10 protein-coding genes are annotated in these 12,096 nt (G+C 66.6%); 4 read left to right on the top strand and 6 right to left on the bottom strand.

What is annotated here, in order from left to right:
• The first annotated feature begins 37 nt into the window (after positions 1-37).
• From echA20 to ipdC, 4 genes are read left to right on the top strand one after another with little or no spacing between them, the layout of a single operon-like run.
• Entirely contained in the window at positions 38-793 is a 756-nt protein-coding gene (echA20, locus tag FHU31_RS24260) for a (7aS)-7a-methyl-1,5-dioxo-2,3,5,6,7,7a-hexahydro-1H-indene-carboxyl-CoA hydrolase (RefSeq protein WP_167163295.1), read from the top strand.
• 34 nt (positions 794-827) lie between these two features.
• Positions 828-1,706: a CoA transferase subunit A gene (locus FHU31_RS24265; RefSeq protein ID WP_167163296.1), complete on the top strand. Its 879-nt coding sequence runs from the start codon at positions 828-830 to the stop codon at positions 1,704-1,706.
• Entirely contained in the window at positions 1,703-2,452 is a 750-nt protein-coding gene (gene ipdB, locus FHU31_RS24270; protein WP_167163297.1) for a cholesterol ring-cleaving hydrolase subunit IpdB, read from the top strand. The genes FHU31_RS24265 and ipdB overlap by 4 nt, the downstream gene beginning before the upstream one ends.
• A gap of 2 nt (positions 2,453-2,454) precedes the next feature.
• Positions 2,455-3,528: a (3aS,4S,5R,7aS)-5-hydroxy-7a-methyl-1-oxo-octahydro-1H-indene-4-carboxyl-CoA dehydrogenase gene (gene ipdC, locus FHU31_RS24275; RefSeq protein ID WP_167163298.1), complete on the top strand. Its 1,074-nt coding sequence runs from the start codon at positions 2,455-2,457 to the stop codon at positions 3,526-3,528.
• Positions 3,529-3,552: 24 nt separating this feature from the next.
• On the opposite strand, the gene FHU31_RS24280 is transcribed toward ipdC, so the two are convergent.
• The 6 genes from FHU31_RS24280 to FHU31_RS31905 form a co-directional block, all read right to left on the bottom strand.
• Positions 3,553-5,838, bottom strand: a complete 2,286-nt coding sequence (locus tag FHU31_RS24280) for an FdhF/YdeP family oxidoreductase (protein WP_167163299.1) — start codon at positions 5,836-5,838, stop codon at positions 3,553-3,555.
• Positions 5,839-5,909: 71 nt separating this feature from the next.
• A complete protein-coding gene (locus FHU31_RS24285) occupies positions 5,910-6,887 on the bottom strand; it encodes a cation diffusion facilitator family transporter (protein ID WP_167163300.1) in 978 nt (325 codons plus the stop codon).
• Between the two features lie 83 nt (positions 6,888-6,970).
• Positions 6,971-7,399 (bottom strand): DUF6636 domain-containing protein, encoded by a 429-nt coding sequence (locus FHU31_RS24290; RefSeq protein WP_167163301.1) that lies wholly within the window; start codon positions 7,397-7,399, stop codon positions 6,971-6,973.
• A 114-nt stretch (positions 7,400-7,513) separates the two neighbouring features.
• Positions 7,514-8,674, bottom strand: coding sequence for a steroid 3-ketoacyl-CoA thiolase FadA6 (fadA6, locus tag FHU31_RS24295; RefSeq protein WP_167163302.1), 1,161 nt, complete (start codon positions 8,672-8,674; stop codon positions 7,514-7,516).
• Positions 8,674-9,282, bottom strand: a complete 609-nt coding sequence (kstR2, locus tag FHU31_RS24300; RefSeq protein WP_090354231.1) for a TetR family transcriptional regulator KstR2 — start codon at positions 9,280-9,282, stop codon at positions 8,674-8,676. The genes fadA6 and kstR2 overlap by 1 nt, the downstream gene beginning before the upstream one ends.
• A 54-nt stretch (positions 9,283-9,336) precedes the next feature.
• Positions 9,337-12,084 (bottom strand): cellulase family glycosylhydrolase, encoded by a 2,748-nt coding sequence (locus FHU31_RS31905; protein ID WP_272953484.1) that lies wholly within the window; start codon positions 12,082-12,084, stop codon positions 9,337-9,339.
• Positions 12,085-12,096 lie beyond the last annotated feature (12 nt).

The raw sequence follows: 12,096 nt of genomic DNA on the forward strand, positions 1-12,096 counted from the left end.
TGCTTGCTTAGGTAGCGACCCCTCCAGGAAGTGACTGATGACCATCACCACCGCGACAGTCGAACCGGGCATCGTCTCGGTCACCGTCAACTACCCACCGGTCAATGCCATCCCGTCCCGCGGATGGTTCGAGCTCGGCGATGCCATCACCGCCGCCGGCCGTGACCGCAGCACCCACGTGGTGATCCTGCGGGCCGAAGGCCGCGGCTTCAACGCCGGCGTGGACATCAAAGAGATGCAGAACACCGAAGGCTTCACCGCGCTCATCGACGCCAACCGCGGCTGCTATCACGCATTCAAAGCCGTGTACGAATGCGAGGTGCCGGTGGTCGCGGCCGTCAACGGCTTCTGCGTCGGCGGCGGGATCGGGCTCGTCGGCAACGCCGATGTCATCGTCGCCTCCGACGACGCGAAGTTCGGCCTCCCCGAGGTGGAACGCGGCGCCCTGGGCGCAGCCACCCACCTGTCCCGGCTGGTGCCCCAGCATCTGATGCGCCGGCTGTTCTTCACCGCGGCCACCGTGGACGCGAACACCCTGCACCACTTCGGGTCCGTGCACGAGGTGGTACCGCGCGCCGATCTCGACGAATCGGCACTGCGAGTTGCCCGCGATATCGCCAGCAAGGACACCCGGGTGATCCGCGCCGCCAAGGAAGCGCTGAACTTCATCGACGTACAGCCGGTCACCGCGCGATACCGCATGGAGCAGGGCTTCACCTTCGAGCTCAACCTCGCGGGTGTGTCCGATGAGCACCGCGACGCCTTCGCCAGCACCGACAAGGGGTCCAAATGATTCGGCGGGCACGAGCGAAGCGAGCGGGGAAATAATGTCCGACAAGAGAACAACTCTGGAGGAGTCCGTCTCATCCATCGAGAGCGGGATGACCATCGGTATCGGCGGCTGGGGTTCGCGTCGCAAGCCGATGGCCTTCATCCGGGCGCTGCTGCGCACCGATGTCACGAATCTGACCGTGGTCACCTACGGCGGACCGGATCTGGGTCTGTTGTGCTCGGCGGGCAAGGTCAAGCGCGTCTACTACGGCTTCGTGTCGCTGGACTCGCCGCCGTTCTACGATCCCTGGTTCGCCAAGGTCCGCACCACCGGCGCCATCGAGGCGCGCGAGATGGACGAGGGCATGCTGCGTTGTGGCCTGCAGGCCGCCGCACAACGCCTGCCGTTCCTGCCGATCCGGGCCGGGCTGGGCAGCGATGTGCGCGCGTTCTGGGGTGACGAGCTCAAGACGGTGAAATCGCCCTATGACAACCAGGAACTGATCGCGATGCCGGCGCTGAATCTCGACGCGGCGTTCGTGCACATGAACCTCGGCGACGAGCGCGGCAATGCCGCCTACACCGGGATCGACCCGTATTTCGACGATCTGTTCCTGATGTCGGCCCAGAAGCGCTTCCTGAGCGTGGAGAAGGTGGTGTCCACCGAAGAGCTCGTGAAATCCGTCGTACCGCAGCAACTCCTGATCAACCGGATGATGGTCGACGCGGTGGTCGAAGCGCCGGGCGGTGCGCATTTCACCACCAACGAACCCGATTACAAGCGCGACGAGAAGTTCCAGCGCCACTACGCGGAAGCGGCCGGCTCCGAAGAGACCTGGGCCGAGTTCGTCGCGACCTACCTGTCCGGCAGCGAGGCCGATTACCAAGCAGCGGTACGTAAGTTCGCCGAAGCACAGAAAGAAGGGGCCAAGTGATGTCGGTGACCCGTGCCGAGGTGTGCGCCGTCGCGTGCGCCGAGCTGTTCCGCGACGCCGGCGAGATCATGGTGTCGCCGATGACGACCATCGTGCAGATCGGCGCCCGACTGGCGCGGCTGACCTTCTCCCCCGATATCGTGCTGACCGACGGGGAGGCCCGCATCATCGCCGACACCCCGGCCATCGGTGCGCCGGCGGCGATCGAGGGCTGGATGCCCTTCGGCCGGGTCTTCGAGACCCTGGCTTGGGGCCGGCGGCATGTGGTGATGGGCGCCAACCAGATCGACCGGTACGGCAACCAGAACCTGTCTGCGTTCGGACCGGTGCAGCACCCGACCCGCCAGATGTTCGGGGTGCGGGGCGCACCCGGCAACACCATCAACCACGCCACCAGTTACTTCGTGGGCAACCACTCCAAGAGGGTGTTCACCGATACCGTGGACATCGTGTCCGGGATCGGTTGGGACAAGATCGATCCCGACAATCCCGCCTACCGCTTCGCCAACATCTTCCGGGTGGTCAGCAACCTCGGGGTGTTCGATTTCAACGGCCCCGACCACCAGTTCCGCGCAGTCTCGCTGCACCCCGGCGTCGACGCACAACACGTGGCCGACAATACGTCCTTCGAGGTGCACGGGCTGGCCGATGCCCCAACCACACGTCTGCCGAACGCCGACGAGCAGCGCCTGCTGCGCGAGGTGATCGATCCTAAGTCGCTGCGCGACAAGGAAGTCAAGGTCTAGCCATGAGCAAGCTCGTCACACCGCTGACCGAACTGGTCGGTATCGAACACCCCGTCGTGCAGACCGGGATGGGCTGGGTCGCTGGTGCCCGGCTGGTTGCGGCGACCTCCAACGCGGGCGGCCTGGGCATCCTCGCCTCGGCGACCATGACGCTCGCGGAACTGCAAACCGCGGTCACCAAGGTCAAGGCGGCCACCGACAAACCGTTCGGCATCAATATCCGTGCCGACGCCGGCGACGCGAATGATCGCGTCGACCTCCTGATCCGCGAAGGAGTCAAAGTCGCCTCCTTCGCCCTGGCTCCCAAGCCCGACCTGATCGCCAGGCTCAAAGAAGCCGGCGTGGTGGTCATTCCCTCGGTCGGGCTGGCCAAGCACGCCAAGAAGGTGGCGAGCTGGGGGGCCGACGCGGTCATCGTGCAGGGCGGTGAGGGCGGTGGCCACACCGGCCCGATCGCCACCACGCTGCTGCTGCCCTCGGTGCTCGACGCCGTCGCCGACACCGGCATGCCGGTGATCGCCGCGGGCGGGTTCTTCGACGGTCGCGGGCTGGCCGCCGCCTTGTCCTACGGTGCCGCAGGAGTCGCAATGGGTACCCGCTTCCTGCTGACCGCCGATTCGACGGTGCCCGACGCGGTGAAGCGGCGCTATCTGGAGGCGGCGCTGGACGGCACGGTGGTATCCACCCGCGTCGACGGGATGCCACACCGAGTGCTCCGCACCGGCCTGGTCGAGAAGCTCGAAAGTGGCTCTCCGGTACGAGGTTTGGCCGCCGCGGTGGCCAATGCCCAGAAGTTCAAGAAGATGTCCGGCATGACCTGGAAGTCGATGGTCACCGATGGTCTGGCCATGCGCCACGGCAAGGATTTGACCTGGTCCCAGGTGGTGATGGCCGCGAACACCCCGATGCTGCTCAAGGCCGGCCTGGTCGAGGGCAACACCGACGCCGGCGTGCTGGCCTCCGGTCAGGTGGCCGGCATCATCGACGACCTGCCGACCTGCGCGGAGCTGGTTCCGGCGATCGTCGCCGAGGCGATCGAGCATCTGGAGTCGGCCGCCAAATACATCCGGGCGTGACTCCGGTTGCGCTTGTCGCCGAAGTCAGCCGGAGCGCTGCACCCGCACCTTGATGTTCTTCATGATCGGCTGGTCGCTCTGCGTGCTGTAATCGCCGATGGCGCACAGCACGTTCATCTCCGGCATATAGCCGGCGGCGTTCCCTCGGGGAATGCTGTACGGAATGGCCTTGTACCGGCGTAGCGATCGCGTGCTCCCGTCACGTGCGGTGGCCACGATATCGACCTCGTCGAACTCCCGAATCCCCCGATCGGCCATGTCCTCGGCGTTCATGAAGACCAGCGTGCGCAAATTCTTCACACCGCGGTAGCGGTCATTGTCGGAGTAGACGGTGGTGTTCCACTGATCGTGCGACCGCAGTGTCGCAAGGACGAGGCTGTCGTCGGCGACACTGTCGTCGGGCAGCGGGGGCGACCAGAATTCGGCCTTGCCCGAAGGAGTCAGGAAGACGAGTTCACGGGCCGGCTGCTTGATCCGGAACCCCAGCGGCAGGCGGACCCGCCGGTTGAAGTCCTCGAATCCGTCAAGCACCCTGGCCATCGTGTCGCGGATCCGGTCGTAATCCTCGACGTACCACTGCCATGGTGTGGCGCTGCCGGGCAGGGCTGCCGCGGCAATACCCGCGATGATGGCCGGCTCCGACATCAGCTCCGGGGATGCGGGCGTCTTCATTCCGCGCGACAGGTGCACCATACTCATCGAATCCTCCACCGAGCAGGACTGCACGCCTGAGCGCTGGTGGTCCTTCTCGGTCCGGCCGAGGCAGGGCAGGATCAGGGCGCGGCGGCCGTGGACGATGTGGCTGCGGTTCAGTTTGGTACTGACCTGCACGGTGAGTTCGCATTTCCGGAGCCCGGCATAGGTGTATTCGGTGTCGGGTGCGGCGGCGGCGAAGTTGCCGCCCATACCCACGAACACCTTCAGCGCGCCGCTGTGCATGGCCTCGATGGTCCTGACGGTGTCCAGGCCGTGTGCGCGGGGCGGGTCGATCTTGCAGACCTCGGCCAGCCTGCCCAGGAAGTCCTCGGTGGGTCGGTGATCGATACCGCAGGTGCGGTTGCCCTGCACATTGCTGTGGCCGCGCACCGGCGACGGCCCCGCGCCTTCCCGGCCCAGATTGCCCCGCAGCAGCAGCAGGTTGACGATTTCGCGGACGGTGTCGACGCCGTGTTCGTGCTGGGTGACACCCAGGCACCAGCTGATGATGCTGCGGTCGGCATCCCGGTAGATCTTTGCGGCACTGCGGATATCACGCTCGGTCACCCCGCATTTCCGCTCGATCTCGTCCCATGGGGTGGCTTCGACCACGCTGCGGTACTGCTCGAAACCGGCGGTGAAGCGTTCGATGAATTCGATGTCGAGCGCCTTGGGGTCGGTCTTCGACTGTTCCAGAACGACTTTGGCGATGCCACGGATCAGGGCCAGATCGCCACCGATCCTGGGTTGCAGGTTCAAGGTGCTGGTCTTGGTCGATCTGAACGTCGCCATCCGCAGGAAGTCGTGCGGGATGATGGTCCTGGTGGCGCCGCCCTCGACGAGCGGGTTGATGTGCACGATCTGCGCGCCGCGGCGATAGGCCTCCGACAGCGCGGTCAACATCCGGGGCGCGTTGGACGCGGCGTTGACCCCGAGAACGAACAGGGCGTCGGCCGTCTCCCAGTCCGCGAGGTCCACGGTGCCCTTACCGGTGCCCAGCGCGGCCTGCATCGCGCGCCCGCTCGCCTCGTGACACATGTTCGAACAGTCCGGAAGATTGTTGGTCCCCAGCTCGCGGGCCATTAGCTGGTAGAGAAAAGTCGCTTCGTTCCCGAGTCGGCCCGAGGTGTAGTACGCGGCCTGATTCGGGTCGTCGAGATCGGCAAGGGCCCCGCCGACCAAGGCGAATGCCTCCGCCCAGCCGATCGGCTCATAGTGGTCGGTATCCGGGTTGTAGACCATCGGTTCGGTCAGCCGGCCCTGGTCTTCCAGCGCGAAGTCACTCCAGCCCGCCAGCTCGGAGACCGTATGCGCGGCAAAGAACTCCGGACCGCAACGCTTGCGCGTCATCTCCCACGTGACGTGTTTGATGCCGTTCTCGCAAATGTCGAGCTTGAGGCCCTTGAGGTCATCGGGCCACGCACAGCCGGGGCAGTCGAACCCACCGTTCTCGTGATTCATCTTCATGATGGCCCGGGGTCCGTCGAACGGCTCACGTTCACGGGCCAGGAACTTGGTGACGCTGACGGCCGCTCCCCACCCGGCGGCCGGGTGGTGATACGGATGGAACTCCGGGCGGTGCCGGTCGCTGTCGTCGGTGCCTCGGTCGGTCATGATCTCAGTCTGCTCGACGTGAAGCGTCGACGCCTACCAACACCGATAACTCTCGACCCGCCCCGCACCGCTCAGCGGTACCAGTCCGGCAGCTCGTCCGGCCGTAGATCGGTGGGGTCACCCGGCCGAGTCAGCGTCAGGACGGCGCGCACGATGGTCGGCCGTGACTGCAGTTCGTCGGCGATGGCGTTGAGCCGGGCGGCGACATTGGACTCAGCCGCATCGCCGACCAGGTCGACGGCGGCCACCAGGTAGATCCGGTCCGCACCTACCCATTCCATGTGCAGGTAGCTGACCCGCTCGACATCCTTGTGCTCCAGCAGACTCTCCAGCGCCGCATTGCGTGCCAGTGGCGGGACGGCCTCACCGGTGAGGAAGTCCATATTGCGTCCGATGAGGAAGAGCGCGACACCACCGAGCAGGACGCCCACCAGGATCGAGCCGATGGCATCCCAGACCGCGTGTCCGGTGAGCTGATGGGCCAGAATGCCGGCGGCGGCGATCAGGATGCCGATCAGCGCGGAGAAGTCCTCGGCGAACACCGACCGCAGCATCGGATTCGACATCACGCGGACATAGCGAAGCGGGTGAATCCGGCGCTGTGCCGCACCGGATCTGGTCTGGTTCAAGGCCTGCAGGAACGAGGTGCCCTCCAGCAGGAAAGACACCCCCAGCACCGCATAGGCCCAGACATAGGATGTCGCTTCTGCCTCGCCGCCCAGTGACTGCACCCCGTGCCAGATCGACACCGCGGCCCCGACACTGAACAGCCCGAAGGCCGCGAACATCGACCAGATGTAACCGGCCCGGCCGTAGCCGAGCCGGTGCTCGGCATCCGGCGGCTTCTCCGACCTGCGAGTCCCGATCAGCAGAAACACCTCGTTACCGGTGTCGGCCCAGGAATGCGCCGCCTCGGCCAGCATCGATGCCGATCCGGTCACACTCGCCACCGCTGTTTTGGCCACGGCGATAAGCACATTCGCGCCGAGCGCGATGATGACGGTCAGCAAGCTCTGGTTCTGCGCCGCGCTGTCTCCAGAATTGCCCACGCCTGCACCCTAGAGCGGCGAACCCGGGCGACGCAGGCCGCGACGTTCCGACCCGGCGATAAAGCCTCCTCTGGACAACTCGGTCAGCCGAGCTCGTAGCCCTCCCGCGACACCTTGAAGTAGTGGCCGGTGTAGGTGTCGCTGCAGGTGATCCCGGTGGTCTTGCTGTAGCAGACCAGGGTGCCGTCGGAGAGGGACGTCCCGTAGGCCAGCGTCTGTTCGGGTGCGGGCATCGATTGGCCGTAGCAGGCGAAGCGGGCCGGCAGTGCCTGTTCCAGTCGCAATCTGCTACCCCAGTCGAGGTGGCAGTCGTCGGGCCGGGGCGGAGCAGTCCAGTACTTCTGCGCAATGGCACAGGTGACGGACCCGGCTCCACTGGGGTCGTGCCCCATGTAACAGGTGATGTTGGACGAGGGCGATTGGAATGCCGCCTGTGCGGCCGCGGGAATCGCGAATGCCGCGGCGACGGTGGCCGCGGTGACGGCGACCGCCGTCTTGACGATGGTGTGCATCGCAGGTCCTTTGTCCGGGAGCCCCGAATGGGCTGGTGAGACAAAGAATGGGCGCGGCGCCTTGATGGAATCTTGGGGGAGGAAACTTGGCGCCGCGCCCCTGTTCGTGCCGGGTCAGAGACGTTCGATGATGGTGACGTTCGCGGTGCCGCCACCCTCACACATCGTCTGTAACCCGTAGCGGCCGCCGGTGCGCTCCAATGTGTTCAGCATGGTGGCGAACAGCTTGGCTCCGGTGGCACCGAGCGGATGTCCGAGGGCGATGGCGCCACCACTCGGGTTTACCTTTGCCGGGTCCGCGCCGGTCTCTTTGATCCAGGCCTGAACCACAGGCGCGAAGGCTTCGTTGATCTCGACGGTGTCGATGTCCTCGATCGACAGGCCGGTCTTCTCCAGGGCGTAATGGGTGGCCGGGATCGGGCCGGTGAGCATGTACACCGGATCGGCGCCCCGGGCACTGATGTGGTGGATACGGGCGCGCGGCTTGAGTCCGTGCGTCTTCACCGCATCTTCCGACGCGAGCAGTACGGCACTGGCACCATCCGCGATCTGGCTGGCCATCGCCGCGGTGAGGCGACCGCCCTCCACCAGGGTCTTGAGGCCGGCCATCTTTTCCAGCGAGGTGTCTCGCGGACCCTCATCGGTGACGAACCCGACGCCGTCGACCTGGACGGGGATGATCTCGTTCTCGAAGTAACCGGCTCGAATGGCTTCCTGCGCCCGCTGGTGACTGGTGAGGGCGTACTGCTCCATATCCTCCCGCGAGAGGTTCCACTTCTCGGCGATCATCTCGGAGCCGCGGAACTGCGAGATCTCCTGGTCGCCGTACCGGTGCAGCCAGCTCTTGGACTCATTGGTGGGCGAGGTGAAACCGAACTGCTCGCCGACGATCATCGCCGAGCTGATCGGGATCTGGCTCATGTTCTGCATGCCGCCGGCGACGATCACGTCCGCCGTGCCCGACATGATCGCCTGTGCGCCGAAGGAGATGGCCTGCTGCGACGAACCGCATTGCCGGTCGACCGTCACCCCTGGAACTTCCTCAGGGTAGCCCGCCGCAAGCCATGACAGCCGGGCGATGTTGCCGGCCTGGCCTCCGATGGCGTCCACGCAGCCGGCGATCACATCGTCGACCGCGCTGGGGTCCAGATCGTTTCGCCCGAACAGCCCGCGCCAGGCGGCGGCACCCAGGTCGACCGGGTGCACTCCTGACAGCGATCCTCCACGCTTGCCGACCGCAGTGCGAACGGCATCGATGACGTACGCCTCACCCATTACTGATCTCCTTCTTTCGTTATGCCGCCGAGAACGATGGCGAGGTACTGGCGGCCGACTTCCTCGGCCGTGAGAGGTCCTCCCGGTTGGTACCAGCGGACCGATACCCAGGTGGTGTCGCGGATGAAGCGGTAGACCAGATCGACGTCGAGGTCGGGCCGGAACGAGCCGTCGGCGATGCCCTGGTTCAGCAGGTCCAGCCACATGTTGCGCTGTTCGCGGTTTCGTTTGTCGACGAAGGCGAACTGCGGCAGCGATGACAAGCGTTTGGCCTCGTCCTGATAGATGACGACCTGCGCGTGCCGGTGCTCGATGGCCTCGAAAGAGGTCAGGAACAGCCCCTTGAGGCGCTCCAGCGGACTGGCCTCGGTGGCCGCAATCTGTTCATACTTGGCGAACAGCCAGTCCAGGAAGTCCCGCAGCACCTCTTCGACCATCTGTTCTTTGGACTTGAAGTGGTGGTACAGGCTGCCCGACAGGATGCCCGCGGAGTCGGCGATATCGCGGACGGTGGTCGCCTTCAGGCCGCGCTCCGCGAACATCGTGGCGGCGAGCTCGAGGAGCTCGTCACGCCTGCTCGCCGGCTGCCCGGGCGGTTCCGTCGCCATCATCGCAGCATAGCAACCAAGCGCTTGCTAGGTCGAATATGTGGCGCTTGGCACTCAGGCCGCAGTCGCGCCCGCCGCCGCACCGGTCACCGTGACACTCACCGCGGTCGCACCGTCATCCGCGGCGATGACGAGCTTCGCGTCATTGGCGGCCGAGACGACGTGCCCGCCCACGACGCTCACCTGGTAGCCGTTCGGGAACTGCACCGCCGGGACCGAGATCGTCGTCTGCGCGCCCGCCGCGAAGGTGCCCGAGCCGTCGGCTTTGGCCGTGGAATAGCTGAACGCGAAGGTGCCGTCGGCGTAGGACCATGACTTCGGGGTGCCCGATACCGCCTGCGGGTAGGGCGCGGACAGGATGCCCAAATTGCCGGTGTTGACGTTGTCACCGGTCGGCGGCAGCGCCGGGTCGTAGACGAGCGCCTCACCGTCATGCGTTCCGCTGGTGGTGATATCACCCTTGCCGGTGTAGGCCCACACCGACCAGCTCATCAGGTAGCTGTCGCCGGCGCGCATCTGCTTGGTCAGATCACCCTTTGCGCTGGTGGCCCCGAACTCGTTCATGAAGGCCGGGATCCCGTGCTGAGCCGCGTAGTGGTGGGCGCCCCGGGCCAGCGCCTTGGCGATGTACCCGCACAGCGCGGACAGGCTCGATCCACCGCAGTAATCATGAAATGCCAGAACGGCATTCGGGTCACTCACCGTGCCGAGGCTGGTGGGGAACCCGAGGATGTCCAGGATCTCGGACACCGCCGGATTGGCCGGCTCGATGTATACCGGAGTGGTCTGGTCGACGGCCCGGATCGCCGAGATGACCTGGTTGTAGAACGGGGTCAACTGCTGGTACCCGAAGAACGGGCTCCCGAGCAGGGTTGGCAGCCAGGAGAATCCGGGGAACGGCTCGTTCATGATGTCGTAGCCGATCACCGCGGTGTTGCCGCTGAAATAGCTTGCGACGTTCTCCCACATCTGCGCGTAGGCATCCTGCAGACCCAGCCCCGTCGGCGACTCGGCGTTGTTCCAGAACTGGGTCCAGGCATGGTTCATCGCGAGATTCAGGTAGTAGCTGCCCGGGAAGCCGAAGTTCTGGTTGGGCAGTCCACCGGTCTGTGTCGCCCACTCCGGGGCGCCCTCCCCGGCGAAGGTGCTGCTGTAGAGATCCTGGTGCATGTCGAGCAGGGTGTAGATGCCGTGGTCGGCCAGCATCTGCACCGTCTGCGACAGCGACGCCAGATACTCCGTGTCGTAGACACCGGGCTGGGGCTCGACCGCCGCCCAGATGACGCCGAGGCGCACCACGTTGAACCCGTTGGCCGCGAGGAACTGCGCGTCGTCCTCGCTGAAACCGCTGGCGGCCGGCTCGAAGGGTGCCAGCTTGTAGACCTCGTTGACGCCGTGCAGGATGACGACCTGCCCATCGCCGTTGGTGATCCACGTCCCCGTGGTGGACAAGCCGGTACCGCCCGCGGTGACCGCGACGGTGCCGGAAGCACCGAAACGCCCTACCTCACCGTGTGTTCCGAGCAGACCCGCATTCCCACCGGCACCACCGAGTGCGGGCAGGCCGGTCGGGGCACCCCCGACACCGCTGTCACCGGCGTCGCCACCGTCGCCGCCGCTGCCCAGCAACCGCGCGCCGTCGCCACCGTTTCCGCCACGACCGCCGTCCACGCCGTCGCCGCCGTGCCCTCCGGCGCCGCCGATCCCGAACAGCAGCCCGGCCCCGTCACCGCCCGCACCGCCGGCGCCACCGGTGGTTGCGGCCCCGCCCTCGCCGCCGCTGCCCCCGATCCCCATCAGCTGGCCACCGGTCCCCCCGCGGCCACCGGCCGCCCCGGTTCCACCCGCTCCGCCCATGCCGCCGTCGCCGACCAACCCAGCCCTGCCACCCGCGCCACCGGCCTGCCCGGCCACGGTGCTGGTCCAGCCGGCGCCGCCATCGCCGAACAGCCAGCCGCCGGCACCACCGTCGGGGTGTTCGGCGGTGCCCGCCGCTCCGTCACCGATCACATACGATCCGGCCAGTCTGTTGATGGCACCGTTGACCTGGTGCCCGAGTTCGGTGTCGATCCAGGCTTCGGCCACGGTGTGCACCGGCGTGTAGACGAAGTGCTGGAACAATCCGGCCGGCGACTTGGGAATCGGGCCGGTGGCGACGACCTGCACCGCGTGCACGGCGGCCGCCGCGACGGTGCTGACACCGTTGATGATCACCCGGACCTCGCGCGCGACACCGGCGACGACCGACTGGATCAGTCCGACGACCGCGGGCGCCTTAGGGGTGGAGGTGGCGCCGGCCGCCGCGAACGGAGCCGCATAGGCGGACACCTTTTGGGCCACAGATTCTTTGGCGGCGGGCGCAGCGGTCACCGCGACCGTGGTCGAGGCCGCTCTCGTCGCCGACTCGGAGGTCGGGGTGGCCGCCTGGGTCACCGTCGGACTTGCCGTCGCCGCTGTCGCGCGGCGCCGGTGCGCGGGCTTTTCCGCGGGGGGTTCCGGGTCGGCGGTGGTGCCTGCCGTGGTGGTCGCCGACTCGCGAGTGGCGGTGACGCGGGTCTTCTTCTTACGCTTGGTGGTCGCGGCGGGCTTGGCCGAATTCTCTTCGGCGGCTTCCTCGGTGGGCGCCTTGGTCTCAGCGGGTTCGTGCGTGGTGGACTTCGGCTCGTTGGCGCTCGCCGAGGACGTGCCGGTGTCCGAACCGGACGGGGTGTCGGCCGCAGCCACGCCCGCGCCGGCGAGCATCGCCGCCGAGACACCCGCCGTCACGAGGCCCGCACCCATCCACGCCGATAGCTGTTGCATGAAATCGGACGC

The sequence above is a fragment of the Mycolicibacterium fluoranthenivorans genome (assembly GCF_011758805.1).
GTDB classification, from domain to species: Bacteria; Actinomycetota; Actinomycetes; order Mycobacteriales; family Mycobacteriaceae; genus Mycobacterium; species Mycobacterium fluoranthenivorans.